This window comes from Lysobacter sp. Root916, from assembly GCF_001429785.1.
Taxonomy (GTDB): domain Bacteria; phylum Pseudomonadota; class Gammaproteobacteria; order Xanthomonadales; family Xanthomonadaceae; genus Lysobacter.
In genome coordinates this window covers 155234-180530 of the sequence record NZ_LMJF01000014.1, presented here as the reverse complement: position 1 = coordinate 180530, position 25297 = coordinate 155234, and the positions used below count along the sequence as shown (strand labels likewise).

At 69.7% G+C, this 25297-nt stretch carries 21 protein-coding genes and 1 pseudogene; 9 read left to right on the top strand and 13 right to left on the bottom strand.

Annotation, left to right across the window (positions count from 1 at the left end; genetic code table 11):
- Positions 1-38 precede the first annotated feature (38 nt).
- The 4 genes from ASE35_RS15615 to glyQ all read right to left on the bottom strand — a co-directional run bounded on the left by ASE35_RS15615 (position 39) and on the right by glyQ (position 9340).
- A complete protein-coding gene (locus ASE35_RS15615) occupies positions 39-3902 on the bottom strand; it encodes a translocation/assembly module TamB domain-containing protein (RefSeq protein ID WP_057164428.1) in 3864 nt (1287 codons plus the stop codon).
- Positions 3903-3944: 42 nt separating this feature from the next.
- On the bottom strand, positions 3945-5939 hold the full coding sequence (locus tag ASE35_RS15610; RefSeq protein WP_057164427.1) for an outer membrane protein assembly factor: 1995 nt from the start codon (positions 5937-5939) through the stop codon (positions 3945-3947).
- Positions 5940-6245: 306 nt separating this feature from the next.
- Positions 6246-8399 carry a glycine--tRNA ligase subunit beta gene (gene glyS, locus ASE35_RS15605; protein WP_056177615.1) on the bottom strand — a complete coding sequence of 718 codons (2154 nt, stop codon included), beginning with the start codon at positions 8397-8399 and terminating at the stop codon, positions 6246-6248.
- Positions 8399-9340: a glycine--tRNA ligase subunit alpha gene (gene glyQ, locus ASE35_RS15600; protein WP_057160058.1), complete on the bottom strand. Its 942-nt coding sequence runs from the start codon at positions 9338-9340 to the stop codon at positions 8399-8401. Before glyQ ends, glyS begins: the two co-directional genes overlap by 1 nt.
- Positions 9341-9419: 79 nt before the next feature.
- Between glyQ and ASE35_RS15595 the strand changes: the two genes are divergently transcribed.
- From ASE35_RS15595 to ASE35_RS15585, 3 genes are all read left to right on the top strand, one after another.
- A complete protein-coding gene (locus tag ASE35_RS15595; protein ID WP_057164426.1) occupies positions 9420-11237 on the top strand; it encodes a GspE/PulE family protein in 1818 nt (605 codons plus the stop codon).
- On the top strand, positions 11234-11962 hold the full coding sequence (locus ASE35_RS15590) for a glutamine amidotransferase (protein WP_056177620.1): 729 nt from the start codon (positions 11234-11236) through the stop codon (positions 11960-11962). The genes ASE35_RS15595 and ASE35_RS15590 overlap by 4 nt, the downstream gene beginning before the upstream one ends.
- A 65-nt stretch (positions 11963-12027) precedes the next feature.
- On the top strand, positions 12028-12963 hold the full coding sequence (locus tag ASE35_RS15585; RefSeq protein WP_057164425.1) for a hypothetical protein: 936 nt from the start codon (positions 12028-12030) through the stop codon (positions 12961-12963).
- A 48-nt stretch (positions 12964-13011) separates the two neighbouring features.
- Here the strand turns inward: ASE35_RS15585 and ASE35_RS15580 are convergent, their stop codons facing one another.
- The 5 genes and pseudogenes from ASE35_RS15580 to ASE35_RS15560 form a co-directional block, all read right to left on the bottom strand.
- Positions 13012-14223 (bottom strand): MFS transporter, encoded by a 1212-nt coding sequence (locus tag ASE35_RS15580; protein ID WP_057164424.1) that lies wholly within the window; start codon positions 14221-14223, stop codon positions 13012-13014.
- Between the two features lie 223 nt (positions 14224-14446).
- Positions 14447-15220, bottom strand: coding sequence for a twin-arginine translocase subunit TatC (gene tatC / locus ASE35_RS15575; protein ID WP_056177626.1), 774 nt, complete (start codon positions 15218-15220; stop codon positions 14447-14449).
- A gap of 145 nt (positions 15221-15365) precedes the next feature.
- Positions 15366-15602, bottom strand: a pseudogene (gene tatB / locus ASE35_RS22095) (Sec-independent protein translocase protein TatB); the annotation flags it as partial.
- Positions 15603-15655: 53 nt separating this feature from the next.
- The gene (gene tatA / locus ASE35_RS15565) at positions 15656-15880 is read right to left on the bottom strand and encodes a Sec-independent protein translocase subunit TatA (protein ID WP_056177630.1); all 225 of its coding nucleotides are present in this window, start codon (positions 15878-15880) and stop codon (positions 15656-15658) included.
- A 99-nt stretch (positions 15881-15979) separates the two neighbouring features.
- Positions 15980-16822 (bottom strand): lipid-binding SYLF domain-containing protein, encoded by an 843-nt coding sequence (locus ASE35_RS15560; protein WP_082576422.1) that lies wholly within the window; start codon positions 16820-16822, stop codon positions 15980-15982.
- A gap of 174 nt (positions 16823-16996) precedes the next feature.
- Here ASE35_RS15560 and hemH point away from each other — a divergent pair, with 174 nt between their 5' ends.
- Together hemH and ASE35_RS15550 are read left to right on the top strand one after the other, a co-directional pair.
- Positions 16997-18022 carry a ferrochelatase gene (gene hemH, locus ASE35_RS15555; RefSeq protein ID WP_082611310.1) on the top strand — a complete coding sequence of 342 codons (1026 nt, stop codon included), beginning with the start codon at positions 16997-16999 and terminating at the stop codon, positions 18020-18022.
- Positions 18023-18051: 29 nt separating this feature from the next.
- A complete protein-coding gene (locus ASE35_RS15550; protein WP_057164540.1) occupies positions 18052-18927 on the top strand; it encodes an alpha/beta hydrolase in 876 nt (291 codons plus the stop codon).
- A gap of 113 nt (positions 18928-19040) precedes the next feature.
- On the opposite strand, the gene ASE35_RS15545 is transcribed toward ASE35_RS15550, so the two are convergent.
- From ASE35_RS15545 to ASE35_RS15530, 4 genes are all read right to left on the bottom strand, one after another.
- Positions 19041-19835 carry a SprT family zinc-dependent metalloprotease gene (locus ASE35_RS15545; protein WP_057164423.1) on the bottom strand — a complete coding sequence of 265 codons (795 nt, stop codon included), beginning with the start codon at positions 19833-19835 and terminating at the stop codon, positions 19041-19043.
- A 628-nt stretch (positions 19836-20463) separates the two neighbouring features.
- A complete protein-coding gene (locus ASE35_RS15540; RefSeq protein ID WP_056177633.1) occupies positions 20464-21369 on the bottom strand; it encodes a recombination-associated protein RdgC in 906 nt (301 codons plus the stop codon).
- Between the two features lie 51 nt (positions 21370-21420).
- A complete protein-coding gene (ttcA, locus tag ASE35_RS15535; RefSeq protein ID WP_056177635.1) occupies positions 21421-22350 on the bottom strand; it encodes a tRNA 2-thiocytidine(32) synthetase TtcA in 930 nt (309 codons plus the stop codon).
- Between the two features lie 156 nt (positions 22351-22506).
- Positions 22507-22839: a hypothetical protein gene (locus ASE35_RS15530; protein WP_057164422.1), complete on the bottom strand. Its 333-nt coding sequence runs from the start codon at positions 22837-22839 to the stop codon at positions 22507-22509.
- A gap of 238 nt (positions 22840-23077) precedes the next feature.
- Here ASE35_RS15530 and ASE35_RS15525 point away from each other — a divergent pair, with 238 nt between their 5' ends.
- The 4 genes from ASE35_RS15525 (at position 23078) to ASE35_RS15510 (ending at position 25269) form a co-directional block, all read left to right on the top strand.
- Positions 23078-23284 (top strand): DUF465 domain-containing protein, encoded by a 207-nt coding sequence (locus ASE35_RS15525; protein WP_056179808.1) that lies wholly within the window; start codon positions 23078-23080, stop codon positions 23282-23284.
- Between the two features lie 130 nt (positions 23285-23414).
- The gene (locus ASE35_RS15520; RefSeq protein ID WP_057164421.1) at positions 23415-24029 is read left to right on the top strand and encodes a hypothetical protein; all 615 of its coding nucleotides are present in this window, start codon (positions 23415-23417) and stop codon (positions 24027-24029) included.
- Entirely contained in the window at positions 24026-24658 is a 633-nt protein-coding gene (locus ASE35_RS15515) for a hypothetical protein (protein ID WP_057164420.1), read from the top strand. The genes ASE35_RS15520 and ASE35_RS15515 overlap by 4 nt, the downstream gene beginning before the upstream one ends.
- Entirely contained in the window at positions 24655-25269 is a 615-nt protein-coding gene (locus ASE35_RS15510; RefSeq protein WP_057164419.1) for a hypothetical protein, read from the top strand. The genes ASE35_RS15515 and ASE35_RS15510 overlap by 4 nt, the downstream gene beginning before the upstream one ends.
- Positions 25270-25297 lie beyond the last annotated feature (28 nt).

Genomic DNA, 25297 nt, shown 5'->3' with positions numbered 1-25297 from the left:
CTTCGTCGCGCCGAAACGAAAGTTTCCTGGCGTGCGGCTTACTTTTCCTTGCGCCAGTTGATCGAAGCGCGGTTCTCGATCGTGCTGGATTCGATCTCGATATCGAAGCCCTTGCGCAGCAGGTATTTCAGCGTGAGCACCTGGCCGGTGCCGAGCAGGGACACGCCGTAGCCCACGTACAAGCGCGGCGACAAATACTTGCCCACGCCCAGCACCGAACCGCCGAGCGCGCGGCTTTCCATCACGCCGGCGTCGTCCAGGCCGATCTTGGCGCCCAGCTGGGAGGCCAGCAGGCTGCCGCCGGCCGAGAGCGCGGCGCTGGCGGCGTTGAGCTGGCGGCTCTCGTCGCCGCTGGCGCTGGACAGCGGACGGCCCAGCGCGAGGTAGGCCAGCGCTTCGGACTGCGAGCTGGCCGGGTTGGACCACACGTTGACCTGCGGCGCGCTGGCGCGGCCGGAGATGTCGACGCCTGCGGTGACTTCGCCGACTTCGCGTTCGGCGCGTACGTCGAGGATGGGATCGGACACCGGGCCGTTCGACCAGGCCAGATGGCCGCGGGTGATCTGCAGCTTCTGTCCGTAAGCGCTGTAGCGTCCATCGACATCCAGGCGCCCGCTCGCGGTCATCTCGCGGCCGGGCCGCGCGCGCACGCGCATCTGGCCTTGCAGGCTGCCGTCCAGGCCGAAGCCGTTGAGCTTGACGTCGTCGCCCAGCGCCAGGGTCAGGTCCAGATCCAGCGGCGAGTCGCCGGTGTCTTCGGGGTCCACGGGATCGAGCACGACCACGTCGGGGGAGGCCGACACGCCCTGATCCAGGCGCTCCAGGTCGATGCGCGCCGACGGAATCGCAACCGTGCCGGTCACCTGCAGCGGTTGCTTGGCGGCGTAGCGCACGGTCAGGTTGGGATCGGCCACCGCGCGCAGATCGCGCGTGTCCGACATCAGCACGTTCTTGCCGCGCAGGTTCAGCACCAGCGGGGTGTCGTCGCCCTGCCAGCCCAGGCTGCCGTCGATGTTGAGCGTGCCTTCGCCCGAACGCACTCTGCCGACGATGCGCGCAGTGCCATCGGGCTGCGCGTCCAGGCGCACGTCGCCGTCCTGCAACGCGATCGCCAGCGCCGGCAACTCGGTGCTGAACTCGCTCAGGCGCGCCTGTCCGCTCAGGCGCGGCGCATCGCGGGTGCCGCTCAGGCCGATGCGGCCGTCGAGCTTGCCCTTGGGCTCGACGATGTCGGGCGAGAACAGTTCCACCCAGGTCAGCTCGTCGGTGTTGAGCGCGATGTCGCCTTCCAGCGGCGAGTACGCGTCCCAACCGGTGGCGATGCGCGCGTCGAGACGACCGTCGTCGTTGACCACCGCGTCCAGGTCGGCTTCGATGCGGCGCGGGTCGAAGCTCGCGCGCAGGCTGAGGTTGCTGTAGCGCACCGGCTCGCGGCGCGCGCGTTCGCTGAACTTCATGCCGCCGCCGGCCGAGGTCACCGTGGCCTGGCCGCGCCAGGCGTTGCCGACCGGGCGCAGTTCGCCGTCGATCGCGATCTCGCCGCGCAGCACCCACGGCCGCTTGTCGGCGCGCTCGGGCAGATAGGGCTGGGCCAGCGTCAGCGGCAGGCCCTGACCTTTGACGTCCAGCCCGCGCCGCGGCCAGTCGGCGTTGGCGCACAGCGAACCGCCGCCGCTGGAGGCCAGGCAGGCGTTGCTGAGCGCGCCGTTCTTGCCGTCCCAGCGGAATTGCGCGGCCTGCTGCAAGCGCCAGGACGCGCCCTTGCTGGGCGCCAGTTGCAGGGTCGCCAGCGCGCCCTGCCAGGTCGCGCCGCGCTTGTCGGCGTGGCCGGACAGTTCGAGCGTGCCGATCTCGCCGCGCGCGTTGCCCTGCAACTGCAGCGATTCGACCGCGCCGCGCGCGTCGATCGCGACGCTGTCCATCGGCAGGCCCACGTCCAAGCCGCTGGCGCGCACTTCGATCGCGCCGCCGCGACCGGTCCAGGGCAGCCTGCCCTTGGCCAGCAGGGTCTCGGCGCGGTAGTCGCCGTACTTCAGGCCGCTGCCGCTGAGGTCGGCGTCGATATTGGGCGCGGTGCGCGCGCCGCTGAGCTTGAGCGTGCCGCGCAGGCTGCCGGCGGTGTCGGGCAGCAGGTCGTTGAGTTGCAGCGGCGAGAACTTGGCGTCCACGTCCAGGGTTTGCGCGAGCTTGCCCTTGGCGTCGATGCGGCTGCCGCCCAGCGACAGCGCGACCTCGCCTTCAAAGGCGTCGTCGCTCTTGCCGGTGGCGGCGCCGTGCATGAGGAAACGGCCGCGGCCCTGCAGCGGGCGATCGCGCAGGCGGCCGCCGAGTTGGCTGGCGTCGACCGCGATCTCCAGCCCGCCGTCGGCGCGGGTGTCGCCGCGCGTGACCAGCTTGCCGTTGACCGCGCCCTTCCACTCGGGCGCGAAATAACCCGGATCGAAGCCGGCCAGGGTGGCGTCGAAGTTCCAGCCCAGCTTGGGCGCCCAGGCCACGTCGCCCTTGCCGTCGAGGCGGCCGGTCGGCATCTGCGCCTGCAAGGCGTTGAGCGTCATGCGCTGGTCGTTGCCGCGGCCGTCGAAGCGCACCGTCGCGACCTGCTTGTCGCGTTCGATGCGCGCGTTGCCGATCGCGGCCCAGGCCTGAACCGTGCCGGCGAAACCCAGGTCGGCGTCGGCGACGATCGCCGGCGTGGCCGCGGCGGCGGGCGTGACCGGCGTCTTCGCGCTGGGCGCGGGTGCGTTGCCGCCCCAGCGCAGGCCGCGCGCGTTGACCGCGAACTTGAAGCGGCCGTTCTCGGCATCGGTGAAGTCGGCATGGCCGCGCAGGGTCGCGGTGCCGTCGAAGATACGCAGCGCTAACGGCTGCACGTCCAGCACCTGTTCTTCCAGCTTGACCTTGGACGGCAGGATCTCGGCGCGCAGATCGCCTTGCGCGAAGCGGCCGCTGAGCTCGGCCGTGCCGCCGACGCCGTGCATGTCGAACTGCGCTGACAGCGGCGTGTCGCTGGGTTCGGCATCCGGCGACAGCAGCAAGCCGATATCGAGCGCGTCGGCCTTGGCGCGCAGCTGCCAGCGCGGATCGTCCTTGCCGCGCAGGGTCGCGGTGGCGCGCACCGGGCCGGGCGCGTAACCGGAGATGGCGACGTTCATGCGCGACAGATCGCCCTTGGCGACCAGGCCCAGGCGCGGCGGCGTGCGCCCGGCGCGCGCCGGCAGCACCGCGGTGGCGACCAGGTCCGTGCGGTAGTCGTTGCGCGGTGAGTACTCGCCGTGCAGGGTGATGCGCGCGCGGTCGCTGTCGATCGCGAGTTTCTCGACCTTGAGCTGGCCGCTCTGCGCATCCAGGCCGCCGCGCAGGCGGCGGACGTCGATGATGGGCTCGCCGGCCTGACTGACCTTCATGCGGTCCACGCGCACGTCGTCGGCCTGCAGCGACAAGGGCGGCGCGATGTCGGGCAGCACGTCGGGCCAGCTCGGGAACTTGAAGGGCTCCTTGCTCTTGGGCAGGTCCAAGCTGGCGTCCTCGACCTGCAGCGCATCCAGCCGCAACTTGCGGCCCAGCAGCGGACGGATCGCGGTATCGACGTAGACGCGCTCGGCGCGGAAGTCGATGCCTTCGTAGCTGAAATGCACGCCGCGCAAGGTCAGCGGGCCGGAGGCCGGGCCGTCGGCATCGCGCCAGGTGAAGCTGGCGTTGGCGGGCAGGCGCGCCTTGATCTGGTTCAACAGCACATCGCGGCCGCCGACCGTGGCCAGCAGCCAATACGCGGCGAACGCGATCAGCAGGGTCAGCGCGCCGGCGACGAAGCTGCTGCGCCAGGCCCAACGGCGCGCGGCCGCGCGTCGGCGCTGACGGCGCTCGGCGAGCAGTTCTGCGGCGGTCTTAGGCGTGTCGCTCATGTCCGTGTGCGGTCTGTCCTGGGGCGTGGATCGCGCGGCGCGTCAGAGATCGGCGCCGATGTTGAGGTAGAGCTGGAAACCCGAATCCGGATCGTTGATGCCGCGCGCGATGTCCACGCGCAGCGGCCCCACCGGCGAACGCCAGCGCAGGCCGACGCCGACGCCGGTGCGCCAGTCGGGCGTGCCGTCGAACGCGCTGCCGCTGTCCACGAACACCGCCGCGCCCCAGCTGTCGTTGAAGTACTGCTCGAACTCCAGGCTGCCGGTGGCGACGTTCTTCGCGCCCAGGGCGTACTGCTTGCCGTCGTTGCCCGGAATGCGCGGGCCGACTTCGCGCCAGGCATAGCCGCGGATGCTGCGATCGCCGCCGGCGAAGAAACGCAGGCTGGGCGGCATGTCGATCAGGGCGTCGGTGAAGGTGTGGCCGAGCTCGCCGCGCGCGATCAGACGGCTGCGCGCGCCCATGCCGCGGTACCAGCGCGCGCTGGCATGGGCCTGGGCGAAGCTGGCGTCGGAACCGGCGCCCTCGACGCCGCCGCGCAGCATCACGGTCGCACCGAAGGCATTGCGCGGATAGATGCGGTCGTCGGCGTTGACGTATTCGGCGCGCAGCGAGGGATAGGTGAAAGTGGCGCTGCGATAGTCGACCGGGGTGCTGGCGTCGTCGTCGTCGTCGATCGCGTAGGCCCAGCGCTCGCGCAGCACGTGCACGGACGCGGTCGCGTTCCAGTGGCGGTCGATCTGGCCGCTGCGGCTGGCGACGATCTCGATGCGGCGCGAGTCGATGTAGTCGGTCTGTTCGTCGGCGAGCTGGGCGCTGAAGGTGTACCAGCCGTCCAGCCAGGTGAACGCCGGAATGCGGTACTGCAGAGTCGCGGTCTTGCGCTTCTCGGCCCAGTCGACCTGAGCCAGCGCCTTGTGGCCGCGATCGTTGACGTAGCGGCGCTCCACGCCCATGCGCACGCCGGCGCCGCTGTCGGTGCCAAAGCTCAGGCCGGCGGTGTAGATGCTGCGCTTGGCCGGGGTCAGGGTGACCTTGACCGGCACTTCGCCGTTGACCGCGTTTTCCGGCTGCGGCTCGATGTCGATGCTGGCGAAATAATCCAACCGCGCCAACGATTCGCGGAAGCGGTCGAGCTTGCCCTGGTGGTAGTAGCTGCCCTGTTCCCAGTACACCAGCTTGTCGAGCAGGCTATCGCGGATGATGCGCTTGGGCGTCTGCTCGAACGTGATCGGGCCCATGTCGTAGCGATCGCCGCTGCTCCAGACCAGGTCGACGTCGGCGGCGCGCTCGGCGCGCGTGACCTCGACCCGGCGCGAGGTGAAGTCGGCATCGAAGTAACCGCGCTCGGCCAGGCGGCGGGTGATCTTGGTCTTGGCCGCCTCGTAGATCGCGTGATTGAACACCTCGCCGACGTCGGGCTTGAACGCGGCCAGGTCTTCCTTGAGGTAACGGTCCTCGCTGCCGGCGCCGAGGATGGCCACGTCGGAGCGGCGCACGCGTACCGGTTCGCCCTTGTCCACCGTGATGACCACGACGACCTTGGCGTTGGAGCGCGGCGCCGGCGCGTTGGGATCGTTGGGGTCGGGCGTGGCCGGCCTGTTCGCGTTGGCACGCTCAGCGCGCGCGATAGCTTCACTGGGCGTGGCGACGGCGGAGTCGGCGGGGCTCGGTTCGGCGTTGGCGGCGGCCTCGGCATTCGTGGGCGCGTCGGCGTCGGCCGCGGGCGTCGCGCCCGGACCGCGTGCGCTGCCGCCGCTGCGGGTGTCCTCGACCTGGATGGTGGGCGAGTAATAGCCGAACGGTTCCAGCGCTTCGCGGGTCTCGTTCTCGGCCTCGCGCAACAGATAGCCCAGACGCCGGCCCGACAGGTCCTTGCCGATCGCGTCCACCAACGACAACGAGGTGCGCACGTTGATCGTCATGGGCTCGTCCAGCCCGCGTATTTCCACCGACGTCACGGTGGCGGCCTGGGCCACGCCGGCGGCACCAAGGGTCAGGGCGGCGGCGAGGGCGAGGCGGGGGAACGGGGGCATGCGGGCAGGATAACCAACGAAGACGGGCATTGCTTGCGCGCGCGTGGCGGCCGAGCATCGTGTTAAGCGCGTGTGATGCAATGTGCAGGCGCATCGAATGCACGCCCACACCCCTTTGCATTTGCCTCCCCCCTTTGGAAAAGGGGGGCTAGGGGGGATTTGCTTCTAAGCGTGAGAGCAACAGCAACAGCAAATCCCCCGCGTGCGCTGCGCGCCCGCCGCCCCCTTTTTTCAAGGGGGCAGCAGATTCGCTTGCCCTTTCATCAAAGGGCTTGCATCAAGAGCGCGACTCGGACGAGTTGCGGATCAGATCGACAAATGCTCGATCGCCGCGACGCTGCCAAGGCGGTCCGACAAACGCTTGAGCAGGGCCAGGCGGTTGTTGCGCACGGCCGGGTCGTCGACGTTGACCATCACGCCATCGAAGAACGCGTCCACTTGCGGGCGCAGGCGCGCGAGGCGGCCGAGCACGGCGACGTAGTCGCGCTGCGCGAGCAGCGGATCGGTGTCGGCGACGGCGGCATCCACCGCCTCGGCCAGCTCGCGCTCGGCGTTCTCGGCGAACAGCGCCGGATCGATCGCGGTCGGCAGTTCGCCTTCGACCTTCTTGAGGATGTTGCGGATGCGCTTGTTGGCCGCGGCCAGGGCTTCGGCCTCGGGCAGCTTGGCGAACTCGGCGATGGCCTTGAGGCGACGGTCGAGATCGACCAGCGACCCCAGACGCAGCGCCGACACCGCTTCGAACTGCTGCGCGGGCACGCCCTTGTCGGCGTAGTAGCCGCGCAGGCGGTCGTAGACGAAGTCCTGCAGCTCGGCGATCTGCTCGGCGGCGCTGCGGGCGTCGCTCTTGGGCGCCCCGCTACGCTTGCCATCGTCCTTGCTCAGCAGTTCGTTGCGCGCGATCGCCTCGGTGGCGCCGTTGTGGCCGCTGTCCAGCGAGCGCAGCAGGTCCAGATCGAGGACGCCCTCGATCAGGGTGCGCGCCAGCGCCAAGGCATTACGCCGCAGCGCGAACGGGTCCTTGTTGCCGGTCGGTTTCAGGCCCGCGGCGAAGCCGCCGGCCAGGGTGTCCAGACGCTCGGCGATCGCCAGCACCTGGCCCAGCTTGGACGGCGCGATCGCGTCGCCGGCGAAGCGCGGCATGTAGGCTTCGTCGAGCGCGGCGGCCAGTTCCAGCGGCTCGTTCTCGACCGCGGCGTAGTAGCGGCCGGCGATGCCCTGCAGTTCCGGGAACTCGTTGACCAGGCGCGACTGCAGGTCGGCCTTGGACAGTTCCGCCGCGCGGCGCGCGAGCGCGGGATCGACGCCCGCGGCCTCGGCCACCGCTTCGGCCAGCGCGGCCACGCGCGCGACCTTGTCGGCGACGGTGCCCAGCTTGTCCTGGTACTTGACCGTCTTCAGGCCCTCGTTCATCGAGCCCAGGCCTTGCTTCATGTCCTCGACAAAGAAGAACTTGGCGTCGGCGAAGCGCGGACGGATCACGCGCTCGTAGCCCTTGCGCACTTCCGACTCGTCGCGGCTTTCGATGTTGGCGATGCCGACGAAGCGCTCGCTGAGCTTGCCGCCGGCATCCAGCACCGGGAAGAACTTCTGATTCGCTTCCATGGTCGCGATCAGCGCTTCCTGCGGCACCGCCAGGAACTCGGCCTCGAAGCCGCAGGCGATCGCCTTGGGCCATTCGGTCAGGCCGTTGACCTCCTCCAGGATGCCATCGTCGATGCGCGCGCTGCCGCCGCCGACGCGGGCGGCGTTCTGGACTTCCAGCACGATGCGCTCGCGGCGCTCGTCCGGATCGACCAATACCTTGGCGCCGCGCAAGGACTCGACGTAATCGGTCGCGGTGCTGAACCACACCGGCTTGTCGTGCATGAAGCGGTGGCCGCGGCTCATGCGGTCGCTGCGCACGCCCAGCACTTCGGCCTCGACCACGTCCTTGCCCAACAGCACCACCAGCCAATGGGCGGGACGCGCGAAACCGTAGTCGTGATCGCCCCAGCGCATCGGCTTGGGAATCGGCATGGCCGCGAGCGCGTCGCGGATCACGTCCTGCAGCAGGTCGCGTGTCTGCGCGCCGGGCTTGATCGCGCGGTGGACGAAACGCTCGCCCTTGTTGTCGCTGGTCTTCTCCAGCTGGGTCCAGTCGATGCCGGCCTTGGCGGCGAAGCCCTGCAGGGCCTTGGTCGGCTGGCCGTCGGCGTCGAGCGCGATGTTGAGATAAGGGCCCAGTACTTCCGACTTCTGCTCGGGCTGCTCCACGGCGACGCCGGGCAGCAGCACGGCCAGGCGACGCGGCGTGTACAGCGGCTTGGCGCCGTTGCGGTCGAAGGCGATGCCGCGCTTGGCCAGGCCGTCGATCACGCCGTCGAAGAAGGCTTGGGCCAGGCCGGGCAGGGCCTTGACCGGCAGTTCCTCGGTGCCCAATTCGATCAGCAGCGGCTGCAGGGAGGTGGCGTTGGACATCACGCGGCCTCCTGCGCATCGCCGCGCTTCAAGCCGGGGAAACCCAGCTTTTCGCGTTGCGCGTGATAGGCCTCGGCCACGCCCTGGGCGATGCGGCGCACGCGCAGGATGTAGCGCTGGCGCTCGGTCACGCTGATCGCGCGGCGCGCATCGAGCAGGTTGAAGGAATGGCTGGCCTTGCAGACCTGGTCGTAAGCCGGCAACGGCAGGCCGAGTTCGATCAGCTTGATCGCTTCGCGCTCGCAGGCGTCGAAGCGGTGGAACAGCTCATCCACGTCGGCATGCTCGAAGTTGTAGGCGCTCTGCTCGACTTCGTTCTGGTGGTAGACGTCGCGGTAGGTCACCGGCGTGCCATCCGGGCCATAGGTCCAGACCAGGTCGAACACGTTGTCGACGTTCTGCAGGTACATGCACAGGCGCTCGAGACCGTAGGTGATCTCGCCCAGCACCGGGCGGCACTCCAGACCGCCGGCCTGCTGGAAATAAGTGAACTGGGTCACTTCCATGCCGTTGAGCCACACTTCCCAGCCCAGGCCCCAGGCGCCCAGCGTCGGCGATTCCCAGTTGTCCTCGACCAGGCGCAGGTCGTGCACCAGCGGATCCACGCCCAACGCCTTGAGCGAATCGAAGTACAGCTCGACGATGTTGTCGGGGCTGGGCTTCATCGCCACCTGGTACTGGTAGTAGCGCTGCAGGCGGTTGGGGTTTTCGCCGTAGCGGCCGTCGGTGGGACGGCGGCAGGGCTGCACGTAGGCCGCATTCCACGGCTCCGGGCCCAGCGCGCGCAGGAACGTGGCCGGATGGAAGGTGCCGGCACCGACTTCCAGGTCGAGAGGCTGGATCAGCACGCAGCCCCGATCGGCCCAATAGGCGTTCAGGCGCTGAATGAGCTGCTGGAACGTGGGTGCGTTCGTCCCTGTCGCTGGCGATTTCGCAGACATGTTCAAAGAGTGCCCTGCACGGGGCGCGCTAGTATAGCGGCCGCCCCCATGATGTCTGAGCAGGCAGGAGCGGTACCCGGTGGAATATCGGCAAGGTTCCGAATCCACGGCCGCGCCCGGTCGCGGCGCGCCGCGTCTGCCGCCGGGCCGGTTGAGCCTGGAGCGGGTGGCCGCGGCCCTGGCCGAGGACGGCCTGATCGGCCCAGACGACGTCAAGCGCGTGCAACTGCCGGCCGGCGCCCGCCACGCCAGCGACGTGCACCCGCTGGTGCTGATCGCCAACCTCAAACTCGCCTCCGGCCAGACCCCGGGCACCGATCTGGGCCTGGAGCGCTTGAGCGAGTGGCTGGCCCAGGTCACCGGCCTGCGCTACCTGCGCATCGACCCGACCCGCGTGGACGTGCCGGCCGCGACCGCGGTGGTCTCGCACGCCTATGCGCGCCGGCACCGGATCCTGCCGCTGGCGGTCAGCGCCGACCGCGTGCTGATCGCGACCAGCGAGCCCAACGACCTGGACTGGCTGCCCGACGTGCGCCACCTGACCCGGCGCGAGATCGAGCTGGCGGTGGTCAATCCGCTGGACCTGCATCGCTACACCATGGAGTTCTTCGGGGTGACGCGCTCGGTGCGCGGGGCCCGCGACGGCAATCGCGAACAGAACACCGGCATGCCCAGTTTCGAGCAGCTGGTCGAGCTGGGCCGGGTCGGCGAGGTCGGCGCCGACGACCACCACATCGTCCACATCGTCGACTGGCTGCTGCAGTACGCCAACGAGCAGCGCGCGTCCGACATCCATCTGGAACCGCGCCGCGACATCGGCCGGGTGCGTTTCCGCATCGACGGCGTGATGCACAAGGTGTTCGAGATGCCGCCGCCGGTGATGAACGCGGTGGTCAGCCGCATCAAGGTGCTGGGGCGCATGGACCTGGCCGAGCGCCGGCGCCCGCAGGACGGCCGCATCAAGACGCGTTCGCCGGGCGGGCGCGAGGTCGAAATGCGTTTGTCGACCATGCCCACCGCGTTCGGCGAGAAGTGCGTGGCGCGACTGTTCGATCCCGACACCGCGCTCAAGTCGATCGATCAACTGGGTTTCAGCGCCCAGGAATCGGCCGGCTGGAACGACCTGGTGCAGCGCCCGCACGGCATCGTGCTGGTCACCGGGCCGACCGGCTCGGGCAAGACCACCACCCTGTACTCCACGCTCAAGCAGCTGGCGACGCCGGACGTGAACGTGTGCAGCGTCGAGGACCCGATCGAAATGATCGCGCCCGAGTTCAACCAGATGCAGGTCCAGCCGTCGATCGACCTGGACTTCGCCAGCGGCGTGCGCACCCTGCTGCGCCAGGATCCCGACATCATCATGATCGGCGAGATCCGCGACCTGGAGACCGCGCAGATGGCGGTGCAGGCCGCGCTGACCGGCCACCTGGTGCTGTCGACCCTGCACACCAACGACGCCGCCTCGGCGATCACCCGCCTGCTCGACCTGGGCGTGCCGCACTATCTGGTCGCATCCACGCTCAACGGCGTGCTCGCGCAGCGCCTGGTGCGCACCCTGTGCCCGCACTGCAAGCGTCCCGGCCCGCTGGGCGAGGCCGAATGGCAGACCCTGCTGGGCATCGGTCAGGCGCCGCCCTCCGGCGCCGGCGCCCAGGCCCCGGTCGGCTGCCTGGAGTGCCGCCGCACCGGCTACCTGGGCCGGGTCGGCCTGTACGAACTGCTGCCGATCACGCCCGCCCTGCGCCGGATGATCCGGCCCGACCTGGACCTGGCCGCCTTCAACCGCGCCGCCGCCGCCGAGGGCGTGCGTTCGCTGCGGGTGGCCGCGGCCGAAAAGGTGGCCTTGGGATTGACTACAATTCCCGAAGTCGTATCGGTATTGCCCCCGCAGGAATGAACAGCGCCCCCTTCTTGATCCTCGAGACCGGTCAGCCGGTCGCCACGATGCGCCGCCACCGCGGCTTTCCGCATTGGATCCGCGTGGCCGCGGGTCTGGAGCGCGACCAGGCGGTGACGGTCAACGTCGAGGCCGGCGAGCCGCTGCCGACGCGCGAGGGCTTCGCCGGCACCATCGTCACCGGCTCCGGCGCCATGGTCACCGACCGCGCCGAGTGGAGCGAACGCAGCGCGGCCTGGCTGCGCGAGGCCGCGCACGCGGGTATGCCGTTGCTGGGCATCTGCTACGGCCACCAGCTGCTCGCGCATGCGCTGGGCGGCGAGGTCGGCGATCACCCGCAGGGCCGCGAGATGGGCACGATCGCGCTGGAGCTGCACGCGCAGGCCAGCGAGGATCCGCTGTTCGGCGGCCTGCCCGCGCGTTTCGAGGCCCAGGCCACGCATCTGCAGACCGTGCTGCGCGCGCCCGACGGCGCGACCGTGCTGGCGCGCTCGCCGCACGACGCCTGCCACGCCTTCCGCTGGGGCGATCGCGCCTGGGGTGTGCAGTTCCATCCCGAATTCAGCGCCACCCACATGCGCGGCTATGTGCAGGCGCGCAAAGTCGCGCTGCAGCGCGAAGGGCATTGCCCGAAGACCATCGCCGGCAACATCACCGCCACGCCGCACGCGCGCCGCGTGCTGCGCCGGTTCGTGCATCACGCGCGCGGCTTGCACGGCCGCTGAGGCGGCGGCGAGGGTTCGGAACGCATGCGGCAACTACAGGCCATAGGGCCGGGGAACAGATCGGAATGACGCAGATTCGCAAGGTGCCGCTCAGCCAGGGCGTCCAATGGCTGGTGCAGGCGGTCAATATCGGCGCGCGCAACCCGCGTGCGGTGTTCGGTGCGGCGCTGTTGTTCATCGCCACGTTGTACACGCTCGCCCTGTTGTTCGTACTGCCGTTCGCCGCGGGCATCCGCGACGCCGCCACGGGCGCGCCGGATCCCGCGCGGATGCTGACCACGATGGTGCCGCTGTTCCTGATGCTGGTGTTCGTGCTGCCGATTCTGCTCGGCGGTCTCATGCACGTCATCCGCGAAGCCGAGGCCGGACGGCCGGTGCGCGCGCGCGATCTGTTCGCGCCGTTCCGTCTGCGCAAGGCCGGCCCGCTGGCCATGCTGGGGGTGATTCAGATCGTGCTGGCCGCGTTGAGCATTCTGCTGGTGGTGGTGTTGGCCGGCGACGACTACTGGACCGACTACATGACCGCGATGCGCACGGTGATGAGCGGCGGTACGCCGGTGATGCCCGAGCCCAACCATCCGGGCCTGATGATGGCGGTGCAGCTGCTCTTCAACTACTTCACCTACACCCTGCTGCTGCTGTGCATTCCGCTGATCCTGTTCTCGGGCACCGGCCTGGTCGACGCGGTCAAGGCCAGCCTGCGCGCCTCGGTGTCCAACGTCGCCGCCAATCTGCTGGCCGGCGGCCTGTTCATGGCCGGCACGCTGGTCGCCGCGCTGATCGTCGGCATTCTCGGACTGCTGGCGGCCCTGATCGGCAGCTTGATCCATCCCCTGCTGGGCGCTTTGTTGTCGGTGGTGCTTTACGCCGGCTTCGGCGCCGCCATCCTGGTGGTGCTGGTCGGCGGCAGCTATCTGGCCTGGCGCGATACGTTCGGCGACGAGGATGCGCCCACCGCGAAGCCGGTGCCGCAGGCCAGTAACGGCCATATCGAGGCCTGAGCCTCGCCGCGTGGCCGCTCGCGGCCGCGCCGCCGGATCACCTGCCGCTCAGGCCGGCGACTCCAACGGCGCCGCGCGCCGCAGATCGCGACGCGCCCACAGATAGATCAGCAGGCCCGCCACCGCGGTCGCGGCGCCGATGTAACCGGTCGAGGTCCAGCCGTAGCCTGCGGTGATGGCCATGCCGCCCAGCCACGGGCCGAGCGCGTTGGCGGCGTTGAAAGCGGAGTGGTTGGAGGCCGCGGCCAGGGTCTGGGCGTCGGCCGCCACGTCCATCAGATGGGCCTGCAGCACCGGCGCCAGCGCGCCCATGGTGCCGACCGCGATCACCGCAGGCAGGATCGTCCACATCGATTGCGAAGCGATCGGGAACAGCAGCAACACCAGCGTCGACCACAGCAGCACCGCCGCCGCGGCGCGGAACTGCAGGCGGTCGAACAGCCAGCCGCCGGCGAGATTGCCCAGGATGCCGCCGATGCCGAACGCGATCAGCGCGAACGGCGTCCACGACTCGGGCACGCCGGTGACGTGGATCAGGGTCGGGGCCAAGTAACCGAACACGCAGAACATGCCGGCGAAACCGATCGCGCCTATGCCCAGGGTCAGCCACACCGGCGCGCGATTGAAGTCGCGCAGTTCGCGGATCGGGTCCTGGCGCGGCTCGGCCGGATCCGGCGGCAGCAGGCGCGCGACCAGCACCACGGTCAGCACCGCGATCGCGGTGACCAGGCCGAAGGCGTAGCGCCAATCCAGCGCCTGGCCCAGCCAGGTCGCGAAGGGGTTGCCGATCAGCAGCGCGATCGCCAGACCCAGCAACGGCCGGCTGACCGCGACGCCGCGCTGCTCGGGCGGGCTGATCGCCGCGGCCACCAACGCCGCGACGCCGAAATAGGCGCCGTGCGGCAGGCCGGCGATGAAACGGAACAGCAGCATGGTCGGATAGTTCGGCGCCAACGCGCTGGCGACATTGCCCAGCGCGTAGAACGCCATCAGCGCCAGCAGCAGCGAACGTCTGCGCAGGCGCGCGCCCAGGATCGCCAGCAGCGGCGCGCCCACCACCACGCCCAGCGCATAGGCGCTGATCACATGGCCGACCTGCGGCTCGGTCACCGCCAGGCCGCGCGCGATGTCGGGCATCAGGCCCATCACCACGAACTCGCTGGTGCCGATGGCGAAGCCGCCCATCGCCAGGGCGAACAGGATCAGTCCGATCTGGCGCGGCGACAGCGTGGGCGACGTCGGGATGCCGGAGTCGGGCATGACGGGTCCGAGGCAGTGAGGGGTATCGCATTATTGTGCATTGCAGCAATCGCGTCAGCGGCGTGCCTGCATCGCAGCGTCTCGCCGGTGACGCGGGAAGGCGGTACGGGCGCGCGGATGCGCGCTCCGCGGGCGCGGCTTTGCCGAGTGTGGCGATTGCGGGCGGGTGGTGGTGGCGCGGTCGCGGCTCACGCCGCTCCTACCCCAAAGCCTTACGGCGGGATCAACTCTCGGCGGCTTCGCGCGGTTTGATCCAGCTGGCGGCGACGATGCCCAGCTCGTAGAGCACGCACATCGGGATCGCCAGCATCAGCTGCGAGACCACGTCCGGCGGGGTGATCACGGCGGCGATCACGAAGATGCCGACCACCGCGTAGCCGCGCGCCTCGCGCAACTGCTGCGGCGTGACCCAGCCCAGCAGGACCAGGATCACCAGCGCCACCGGCAGCTCGAAGCTGGCGCCGAAGGCCAGGAAGATCACCAGCACGAAGTCCAGGTACTTGCCGATGTCCGGCGTCATCGCGACCACGGACGGGGTGAACTTGACCAGGAAGCCGAACACCGCCGGCAGCACCAGGAAATAGGCGAAAGCGCAGCCGGCGTAGAACAGCGTCACCGCCGAGGCCAGCAAGGGCAGGGCCAGGCGCTTCTCGCGCTTGTACAGGCCGGGCGCGACGAAGGCCCAGGCCTGGTAGAGCAGCCAGGGCACGGTCGCGAACAGCGCGGTGAAGAACGCCAGCTTGACCGGGACGAAGAAGCCGCCGGCCGGATCGGCGGCGATCAGCTTGCCCGACGCCGGCAGCTTGCCCAGCAGCGGGCCGGCCAGTGCGGAGAAGATCTCCGAGGCGAACGGCATCAGCGCCAGGAACACGATCAGCAGGCCGACCACCGCGCGCAGCAGGCGCGCGCGCAGTTCGATCAGATGATCGAGCAGGCGCGGTTCGGCGGCGGCCTCGTCCTCGGCCGACGCGGCGGCGCGCGGGTCAGCGTCGCTCATCGTCTTGGACCGATGCGGTGGAGGCGGCGGGGAGCGCGGTCGGCTCGGCGGTCGGCGTGGAGGCCGGAGCGTCGTTCAAGGCGTCGACGCTGCGTTCGGCGTCGCGCAATTCGCGCTGGACGGTGTCGCGGCTGTCGTGGATCTGGTTGCGCAGGCTTTCCTGTGCCTCGCGCAGATCGGCCTGGGTCTGGCGCAGGCTGCGGCGCAGTTCCTCGTCGGCCAACTCGTTTTCTAGCTCGGACTTCACCGAATACCACTGCGCGCGCGCGCGCCGCACCCACAGACCGGCGAAGCGCGCGGCCTTGGGCAGTCGCTCGGGGCCGAGCACCAGCAGGGCCACGACCGCGATGACGAAGATTTCGGAAAAGCCGATGTCGAACATGACCGCGCGCCGGGAACGCCCTTGAGACCGCCGTGGGGAACGCTAAAGGCGTATCAGCGCGGGGTTTGTTCGTCGTTGCGCGTCTGCGCGTTGGCGTCGTCGCGCCGGGTTTCGTCGGGGAGCTGCGCGGCCGGCTTGTCTTCGTCCTGCACGCCCTTCTTGAAGCCCTTCACCGCTTCGCCGAGGTCCTGGCCCACGTTCTTCAGGCGCTTGGTGCCGAACACCAGCACCACGATCACCAGCACGATCAGCCAGTGCCAAAGACTCAAACCGCCCATGTGTGATTCCGCCAGAGTTGGGACGCTGAGGATACCGCAAGCCTTGTTACGGAACCCGTGACCGCAGGCATGGTGGGCCTGAATGGGCCGCCGCGGCGCTTAGGGCAGCGGCTCGACCTTGGGCTGGTTGGGATCGTTGACCGGTTCGGTCGGCGCAGCCGGCTGGGCCACGGGCGCAGCCGGTGCGGCGGCGGCCGGGGTCGAGGGGTAGACGGTGGCGCCGGTGGCCGGACGCGGTTCTTCCTGACGGTTGGCGCGCGCGGTCGCGCTGGCTTCCTCCAGGCGGTCGCGGAAATCGACCACCGCCTCCGACGGCGCCTGCGCCGAACGGCCTTCGAAGATCATGCGCGGGGTGGTGCCGTTGCCGTACACGACCTGGTTGGCCTGGTCGTCGATCTGCAGCACCGCGCCGTCCAGCGCCACGCCCGCGAACAGGCCGCGCGCGCGCGACCAGGACCAGATCTCGGCCTTGAGCTGGCCGTCGGTGGCGGCCGCGGCGCTGCGCCCGACCGGACCGGCGGCGACGCCGGCATCGGCGCCCAGGGTGACCTTGCCGTTGACGATCGAATCCAGGCCGCGCTCGCCGCGGAACACCAGCACGATGTCGGAGGACTGCACGCCGGCCTGGAAGCCGACGCTGCCGCCGGTGAGCTTGACGAAGCTGGGGTTGGACCAGGTGCCGTCGGGATTCTTGACCGAGACCAGACCATGGCCGCGGCGGCCGCCCACCACCAGGCCGATCTTGAGCGTGTCGGGCACCACGACTATCGCGCGCGCCTCGTCGAACAGCTTGTCGGGAATTGCCGACTCCGGAATCTGCTGGATGTCGCCGAGCACGCGTACCGCGTTGCGCGCACGGGCGTCCTCATCGGGGCCGGCGACGGCGGATGCGGCGAAGCTCAGGCTGAGCACGAGGACGGCGAGACGCGACGGACGGGACATGGACGGACTCCGGCGGGGGAATGCGGGGAAGGCGGACGGACGCAGCGTTCGACCGCGCGAGCGCGCCAGGGTTCAGGCTAGTGACGCGGCGATGAATCGCCACGGAACCGTCGCCAGCGGGCGACGCGACCCGCGCATGCTGCCCGGCCGCGCCGGTGCTGTCATCCTATAGGCATGCCCGCCGACGCCAGCATCGCCCCCGCGACCTCCGACACCCACGCCGCCTCCGTTTCCGGAGCCGCGCCCGACACCGCCGTGCTGCTGGTCAATCTCGGTACGCCGCAGGCGCCGACCGCCGCCGCGGTGCGCCGTTATCTGGCCGAGTTCCTGCACGACCGCCGCGTGGTCAGCCTGACTCGCTGGCTGTGGTGCCCCTTGCTGCACTTCGCGATCCTGCCGCTGCGCTCGTCGCGGGTCGCGCACAAGTACGCCAGCATCTGGATCCCCGGCGAGGACGGCGGTTCGCCGCTGGCCGTGTACACCCGCCGCCTGGCGCGCGCGCTGCAGCGCGAACTGCCGCAAGCGCGCGTGCTCGATGCGATGCGCTACGGCGAGCCCTCGCTGCGTCGCAGCCTGCAGCAGCTGCGCGCCGATGGCGTGCGCCGGCTGCTGGTGCTGCCGCTGTATCCGCAGTACTCGACTTCGACCTCGGCCTCGGTGGCCGACGTGATCGCGCGCGGCGAAGGCCCGACCACGCGCATGGTCGACGACTACTACCGCAGCCCGGACTGGGTCGCCGCGGTGGCCGACTCGGTGCGCGCCCACCGCGAGGCCAAAGGCGCCGGCGAGCACCTGCTGTTCTCCTTCCACGGCCTGCCCCAGCGTCTGGCCGACCAGGGCGATCCCTATCCGCAGCAATGCGAGGCCAGCGCGCGCGCGATCGCGCAGGCGCTGGGCCTGGCCGACGACGCCTGGACCCTGAGCTACCAGTCGCGCTTCGGGCGCGAGCGCTGGCTGGAGCCGGCCACCACCAGCACGTTGGAAGCGCTGGCCGCACGCGGCGTGCGCCGCGTCGACGTGGTCGCGCCGGGTTTCGCGGTGGACTGCCTGGAGACGCTGGAAGAGGTGGCGATGATGCTGGCCGAGGAGTTCGCCCATCGCGGCGGCGAGCTGCGCTACATCCCCTGCCTCAACGACAGCCCCGCGCATGCGGCCGCGCTGGCGACGATCGCGCGCGAGCAGTTGGAGCGCTGGACGTGAGCGGCGACGGCAATCCGGCCGCGCCGGCGCTGCGCGAGTTCGTCGTCGACACGCCGTTCGGCCGCCTCGGCGGCTTGCGCAACAACGTGCACGGCGCGCCGCGCCTGCTCGCCCTGCACGGCTGGCTCGACAACGCGGCCAGTTTCGTGCCGCTGGCGCCGCATCTGGCCGGTTTCGACCTGGTCGCTCCGGATCTGCCCGGGCACGGCGTCAGCGCGCACCTGCCGCCGGCCGCCGAATACACCCTGATCGCCGCCGCGCGTGCCGCATTCGCGGTCGCCGACGCGCTGGGCTGGGACCGTTTCGCCCTGCTCGGTCATTCGATGGGCGGCGCGACCGCCAGCTTGATGGCCGCCGCGGCGCCGCGACGGATCGAGCGCCTGCAACTGATCGAGGCCCTGGGCGGCTTGTCCGAAGCCGAAACCCGCACCGCCGCGCGTCTGCGCGAGGCTTTCGCTGATCAGGCCGCGCTGTCGGGCAAGCAACTGCGGGTGTTCGGCGACATCGCCACCGCGGTGCGCGCGCGCATGCAGGCCAACGGCCTGAGCGAACCGGTGGCGCGGCTGCTGGTGGAGCGTGGCATCGCGCCGGTGCCGGCCGGCCGCTACGCCGACGATGCGGCCGGCGGCTACGTCTGGCGCAGCGATCCGCGCCTGACCCTGGCCACCGCGGTGCGCATGACCGAAGCCCAGGTCGGCGACGTGATCGCGTCCATCGCGTGCCCGACGCGAGTGATCTACGTCGAGCCCGCGTTCCAGTACTTCAACGCCGAGCTGCGCAACGCGCGCCTCGCGCTGCTGCGTCACGGCGAAAGCGTAGCCGTGCCCGGCGGGCATCATCTGCACATGGAAGACCCCGCCGCGGTCGCCGCCGCGATCGGCGATTTCCTGACCCGGCCGCTTTAAGGTGCGGCCTGCTTCCTGTGGGAGCGGCGTAAGCCGCGATTTCGGCGGCCCGCGATCCGGTCCGAAGCTGCGCGGTCGCGGCTTACGCCGCTCCTACCCCAGCGCCGGGGCGGTCAGGTCTTGCCGCACAGCGCGTTCAACGTCGCCTTCAGGGGACGGCCCTCGGCGCGGAAATACTCGCGCTGGTCGCGCCAGCGCGGACAGCGCGCTTCGACTTCGCGCCAGAACGCGCGCGAGTGGTCGGCATGGATCAGGTGGCACAGCTCGTGCACCAGCACGTATTCGAACGCGGCCGGCGGCGCCAGCACCAGCGCCAGGTCCAGCGACAGCGCGCCGTCGGGCGACAGCGAGCCCCATTGCGAGGACATCACCCGCAGGCGGATGCGCGCGGGCGCGCGCGGCAGACCCTGCAGGTATTTCGGCAGCCAGCGGCCGATGTCGGCGCGGGCCTGGGCTTCGTAGAAATCGCGTAGCGCGCGGCGCAGCGCGGCCGGTGCGACCGCCTCGGGCGCGACGATGGCGATGGCGCCGTCGGCGTCCTCGGCGATGCGCAGGTAGCGGCCGACGCTCCAGCGCAGCGGCCGCAGCTCGCCGCGCAGCGGCAGTTGCGCATCCACATGCGGCTGCAGCGCGGCGTGCTCGCTGCGGGTGCTGTCCAACTGCGCGGCCAGCCAGGCGCCGTGCTCGCGCACGAAGCGCTCGCCGGCGCGATCGCTGGCCCGCATCGGCAAGGTCAGGCGCGCGCCGCGTTCGTCGACGCTGAGCTTGAGCCGGCGCGCGCGCGGATCGCGCACGCGCAACAGTTCGACGCTGCGGCCGTCGTCGAGCACGACGGTGATCGTTTCGCGCTCGACGCCGCGCGCGACCGGACGCGACTGGCCGGTGAGCAGGCGCAGCAGGCTGGTCATGGGTGGAAGTCCGCCATGCGAAGAGGATAGCGCGCGGGGATGACGGTTGCGGGGCGGGGTGCGGCCCTCACCCCAACCCCTCTCCCGCGAGCGGGAGAGGGGCTAAAGCGTAGGCACGATGGAAGGCGTAAGCGTGCTGGAAGGCGCAAGCGCGATAGGAGGTTTGCAGTCCCTTCTCCCGCTGGCGGGAGAAGGTGCCCGTAGGGCGKATGAGGGCAGCGCCTGCGGTGGAGGTTCAATRCGCGAGCCGGCCCTCACCCCAACCCCTCTCCCGCGAGCGGGAGAGGGGCTAACGCGTRGGCGCGATGGAAGGCGTAAGCGTGCTGGAAGGCGTAAGCGCGATGGGAGGTTTGCAGTCCCTTCTCCCGCTGGCGGGAGAAGGTGCCCGTAGGGCGGATGAGGGCAGCGCCTGCGGTTGAGGTTCAATGCTCGAGCCGGCCCTCACCCCAACCCCTCTCCCGCGAGCGGGAGAGGGGTTAACGCGTAGGCGCGATGGAAGGCGTAAGCGCAATGCGAGGTTTGCAGTCCCTTCTCCCGCTGGCGGGAGAAGGTGCCCGTAGGGCGTATGAGGGCAGCGCCTGCGGCGGAAGTTCAGCGCGCGGGCCGGCCTCACCACAGGCTCAACCCATCAAGCCTCGGCCTTGCTCAACTTCAACGCCGGCTCCAGCACATTGAACAAGCGCTTGACCTCGCCGCTCATCAGCGCGAAGCGCGCGTCGAGTTCGGCGCGCAGGTCGTCGCGCTCGGTGTTCTCCAGGGTGTCCACCGCGCCGTCGAGCAGCTTGAACTTGCGGATCACCAGGTCTTCGCCGAGCACGAACGACACGTGGTCGTCCAGGTTCAGCGCCAGGCGCGTGACCTGTTTGCCGGTTTCCAGGTGCTTGTTGATCTCGTCGCCCTGCAGCTCCATGCGTTGGCATTTGACCACCGCGCCCTGTTCCATCGGGTCGCGCAGCTCGCATTCCTCGCCCAGGGTCAGGCCTTCGGGCAGCGGTTCGCCGGCGAGCCAGCCGGTCAGGATCGAGCGCGGCGCGACTTCGGCGTTCAAGGGCAGGGCCGGGAAACTGCCGAGCGCGCGCCGGATCTCGCTGACCACGTTCTCGCCGCTCTTGCGGCTGGAGGTGTCGACCACGACGATGCCGTGCTCCAGATCGAGCAGGGCGTCGGTGCGGCTGGGCTTGATGAAGGCGCGCGGCAGCAGGTCGACGATCAACTCGTCCTTGAGCCGCTTGCGGGTGCGGCTGCCGGGCTTGCGGCCTTCCTTCTGCTCGATCTCGGCCAGCTTCTTGGCCAGCATGTCGTTGACCACCGAGCCCGGCAACAGCCGGTCCTCGCCGCCGACGCTGACCCAGATCGCGTCCTGGATGCGGTTGGACATGGCCTCGGCGTCGCGCCCGAACGGCGAGATGAAGCCGCGCGAGGACAACTCTAGCGGGCCGACCGGCTTGAGTTTGCACTCCTCCAGGCCGGCTTCGAGTTCGTCGAGTTTGGTGGTGGTCGGGAAGCGGAACAGCGTCAGATTGCGAAAGAACATCGAAGTCCCGAAAAGTGAGGAAGGGGAACGGGGCGGAGCCGCGGCCGGGTCTTACATGGCCGCAGGCTCGGTGCCCGTTTCCTGTTCGTGCGGTTCGCCGGCCAGCCATGCATGCGCGTCCGGCAGCGGCAACTGGCCGAGGCGGCCCAGGGCGAGAAAATCGAACAGCTTGGGATCGGACAGTTGCGAAGGGCGGATATCGCCCAGGGCGCGGGCGATGGTCTCGATCCGGCCCGGGGTGTCGCGTTCCCAGGCGTCCATCATCTTCTTGACCTGCTTGCGTTGCAGGTTCTCCTGCGAGCCGCACAGATTGCAAGGGATGATCGGAAATTCGCGCGCCGCGGCGTATTGCGCGATGTCGTCCTCGCGCACGTAAGCCAGCGGACGGATCACCACGTGCTTGCCGTCGTCGGACAGCAGCTTGGGCGGCATGCCGCTGAGCTTGGCGTGGAAGAACAGGTTGAGGAAGAAGGTCGCGACCAGGTCGTCGCGGTGGTGGCCCAGCGCGATCTTGGTGAAGCCTTCCTGCTCGGCGTAGGTGTACAGGGCGCCGCGACGCAGGCGCGAGCACAGCGAGCACATGGTCTTGCCTTCGGGCACCACCCGGGTCACCACCGAGTAGGTGTCCTGCTCGAGGATCTTGTAAGGCACGCCCACCGATTCCAGGTAGGCCGGCAGCACGTGCTCGGGGAAATCGGGCTGCTTCTGGTCCAGGTTCACCGCCACCAGTTCGAACCGGACCGGCGCCTTCTTCTGCAACTGCAGCAGGATGTCCAGCAGGGTGTAGCTGTCCTTGCCGCCGGACAGGCAGACCATGACCTTGTCGCCGTCCTCGATCATGCCGAAATCGGCGATCGCGCGGCCGACCTGGTGGCGCAGGCGTTTGCCCAGGCGCTGATGTTCGTGGCCGCGGCGCTGGTCGGCGCGGACGTGGCGCTGGGGTTCGGCTAGGGGCAGGATCGTGCTCATCAGACCGTCCATTCTACGGGCAGCCATGGGGCGGCTGCGATCCGAGCCTGGGCCGCGACCGGTCCGCGCCCAAACGAACGGCGCGGTGGACCGCGCCGTCGTGGCGGCAAAACCGACGCCTGCCGCCGAAAGCCGCCGCCCGTTCTGCGGGGCGGTCGGCGGGAGCGATCATTTGCGCGCGGGTACTTCCTTGCCGCTAACCGGGGCCGGGCTCTCCTCCGCCACCGGCTTCAGCGTCAGCTCGTGGCTGTCGCGCACGGGCGCCTGGGTCGGGGTGATGCTGGGGTCGGGGGCGATCACGATATTGAGCTTGCAGTCGGCGCCCAGCGGAACGCCGGCCGGGAATTGCTTGCAGTCCGGGCCCTTCTTGCCGTCCGGACAACACCAGCGGGTGCCGCGTTCGCCCTGGATGACCACGTTCTTGGCCAGGGCCAGCGGCGAGGCGCAGGCGAGCAACGCGAAAGCGGATATCAGAACCCAGCGATTCGAAAACCGATCCATCGACCTCTCCTTAGGTGCGCGGGCGATCCGCGGTTGCAGGATAGGCAAACGATCTTATAACTAAATATGAACGAAATTTTTACTATTCAGTCGGCGGACAGGCGTCGGCCGCGTGCCGCTCGGGTGCTACGGGTGTGGCGGTTTTACGCATCCGATGCGGCGCGCGGAGGGCGGCGCGTAAGGCGATGAGCGACGGACATATGGCGACGCCATCGCCGCGCGTTAAGCTCAGCGCATGATCGAAAGCGACGATCCCGCCGAAATAGCACGCAAGCTGGCCGAGCTACGGCTGGAACATCGCGACCTGGACGCAGCCATCGATCGCCTGGCCCAGGACACCGATGCCGACGAACTCACGGTCAAGCGTTTGAAGAAGCGCAAGCTGTGGTTGAAGGACTGCATCGCGCGTCTGGAAAGCGCCTTGATTCCCGACGAACCGGCCTAGGCGCCGCTCGCGAAAGCCGCCGCCGGCGCCGTGCGCGCATGGCGGCCGTCGTGCGCATTTGGTGACGTGCGTGGCTGCAGCCGGTCGCTAGCCCTGTGCTACGGTGCGTGCACTCGCAACGGGCTATTGCATGGCGAACAAGGATGAACTGATCGGCGCGGCGCGCAACCCGTGGTGGCAAGCCGCCGCCGCCCTCGCCGCGGTGGCGCTGGTCGTCACTTTCGCACTGGGCGGATTCAAGCGGGCCAAGAGCCAGACCAAGCCCCTGCCGCAGTACTCGGCCGGCCAGCGCGTGCAATCCGGCGCGATGGCGGTGACGCCGCTGCGCGCCTGGGTGGCGCGCTACCGTCCGGGTGGGCAGGTCGAACCGAACCAGCTTTACCTGGTGCTGCAAACCGATATCGAGAACCGCACCGGGCGCAGCTTCGGCGGCTTCGGTTATCCGCACAAGGACCTGATCCTGGTATCGGCCCAGCGCGAGCCGGTGCAGGCCGACAATCTGCTGATGGCCGACGACCACAGCGTGATCGCCGATCTGCATCCGCGCATGACTCAGCGCGTGGATCTGGTCTGGAAGCTGCCGCCGGATTACGTCTACGCGTCGCGCCAGACCTTCGGCCTGTTCGCGCGCGACTACAAGGCCAAGGCCCATCTCAACGACGAGGGCGCCTGGATGCAGGGCGAGCCCTTGGCCAAACTCGATCTGCCCGTGCAGGACCTGCGCGACCGGCGGGTGGCGCCGTGACCGCGTCGCAGCCCGCCGCCGCGCCGCGCCAGCCCCTGCTGCGTTGGCGTTGGCGCGACGCGCTGTGGATCGCGCTGGCGCTGGTCGCGGTGGTCGCGCTGCGCAAGGGCCAGTCCGATTACGAACAGCGCGATGCGCCCCTGCTGCAATCGGCGCCGGCCGCGCGCGCGGTCGGGCGCAATTTCGCGGTCGAGGTCGGCCGGCTCAAGGTCGCCCATGCCTATCTGCTCAAGGGCGACTACGGCGATTCCGAGGACCGCACCCTGCGCAGCCCCGGCGTGTGGCTGTCGGTGCTGGCCAAGGTCGAAGCGATGCAGCGTCCGGGTTACCTGACCGCGCAGCTGCGCACCCGCGACGGATTGGTTTACGTCGCTTCCAACAAGGAACGCCCCAAGCTCAAGGGCTTCAACCTCAGCGAGCGCGAACTGGCGCCGGGCCTGGCCGAGGAAGGCGCGTGGTTCTTCGAGCTGCCGCCGGAGCAGATCGAGGGCGCGCATCTGCAGTTGTATTGGGGCAACGGTTTGCCGGTGGGGGGCGACAGTCTGGTCGATGTCGACTTGGGCTTGGATAAAACCGCCGCCGGCAAGCTGATCGCTGACGCCAAACCCGTATTGGACCTGCGCCTGTGAACGCCACACCGACGACGACGAAAGCTGCCCCCGCGACCGGCTGGTGGCGAGGCAACGCGGGCTGGCTGCTCGGCACCGCCGTGCTGGGCGCGCTGGCGCTGTGGCTGCCTTATCGCGATGCGCTGCGGCAGTATCGCGAACGCAATCCCAGCGTGGCGGTGACCGCGGCCAAGGGCGATTGGACCGCCTTCGCCGGCGCGCGCTGGAAGTTGATCTCCGCCGAGTCGATGATCGCCGGCGATCCGCGCCTGCGCGGCCCGCTGCGCAAGGATGCCGAGGTGCTGCTGCTGCGTTACGAGGTGATCCCCGATCCCGACACCAAGATCAGCGATCTCGACCTATGCCGCGGCGCGATCGTGGATGCCCAGGGGCGGCGCTGGGACACCGGCGGCGCCGCGCTGCCGCGCCTGTCCGGGCCGCGCCTGCCGGAGACCTGCGGCAGCGGTTACGACGACGCGTTCAAGCGCGTGATCGCGGTGCCGGCGCAGCCGTTCGCGTTCCAGCACGCATTCGTGCTGCCGCGCGGTCAGCGCCCGGACGCGCTGCGCGCGCGCATCGAGTTCAAGAACACCAAGAAAGCCGACGGGCGTTATCTCGATTTTTCGTTGTAAGAGCGCGGCGCGAAGTCCGTGAGCGATC

Coding starts and splice junctions, on each gene's coding strand:
- ASE35_RS15615 (WP_057164428.1), bottom strand. CDS start 3,902: ATGAGCGACACGCCTAAGACCGCCGCAGAACTGCTCGCCGAGCGCCGT.
- ASE35_RS15610 (WP_057164427.1), bottom strand. CDS start 5,939: ATGCCCCCGTTCCCCCGCCTCGCCCTCGCCGCCGCCCTGACCCTTGGT.
- glyS (WP_056177615.1), bottom strand. CDS start 8,399: ATGTCCAACGCCACCTCCCTGCAGCCGCTGCTGATCGAATTGGGCACC.
- glyQ (WP_057160058.1), bottom strand. CDS start 9,340: ATGTCTGCGAAATCGCCAGCGACAGGGACGAACGCACCCACGTTCCAG.
- ASE35_RS15590 (WP_056177620.1), top strand. CDS start 11,234: ATGAACAGCGCCCCCTTCTTGATCCTCGAGACCGGTCAGCCGGTCGCC.
- ASE35_RS15585 (WP_057164425.1), top strand. CDS start 12,028: ATGACGCAGATTCGCAAGGTGCCGCTCAGCCAGGGCGTCCAATGGCTG.
- ASE35_RS15580 (WP_057164424.1), bottom strand. CDS start 14,223: ATGCCCGACTCCGGCATCCCGACGTCGCCCACGCTGTCGCCGCGCCAG.
- tatC (WP_056177626.1), bottom strand. CDS start 15,220: ATGAGCGACGCTGACCCGCGCGCCGCCGCGTCGGCCGAGGACGAGGCC.
- tatA (WP_056177630.1), bottom strand. CDS start 15,880: ATGGGCGGTTTGAGTCTTTGGCACTGGCTGATCGTGCTGGTGATCGTG.
- ASE35_RS15560 (WP_082576422.1), bottom strand. CDS start 16,822: ATGTCCCGTCCGTCGCGTCTCGCCGTCCTCGTGCTCAGCCTGAGCTTC.
- hemH (WP_082611310.1), top strand. CDS start 16,997: ATGCCCGCCGACGCCAGCATCGCCCCCGCGACCTCCGACACCCACGCC.
- ASE35_RS15545 (WP_057164423.1), bottom strand. CDS start 19,835: ATGACCAGCCTGCTGCGCCTGCTCACCGGCCAGTCGCGTCCGGTCGCG.
- ASE35_RS15540 (WP_056177633.1), bottom strand. CDS start 21,369: ATGTTCTTTCGCAATCTGACGCTGTTCCGCTTCCCGACCACCACCAAA.
- ttcA (WP_056177635.1), bottom strand. CDS start 22,350: ATGGACGGTCTGATGAGCACGATCCTGCCCCTAGCCGAACCCCAGCGC.
- ASE35_RS15530 (WP_057164422.1), bottom strand. CDS start 22,839: ATGGATCGGTTTTCGAATCGCTGGGTTCTGATATCCGCTTTCGCGTTG.
- ASE35_RS15520 (WP_057164421.1), top strand. CDS start 23,415: ATGGCGAACAAGGATGAACTGATCGGCGCGGCGCGCAACCCGTGGTGG.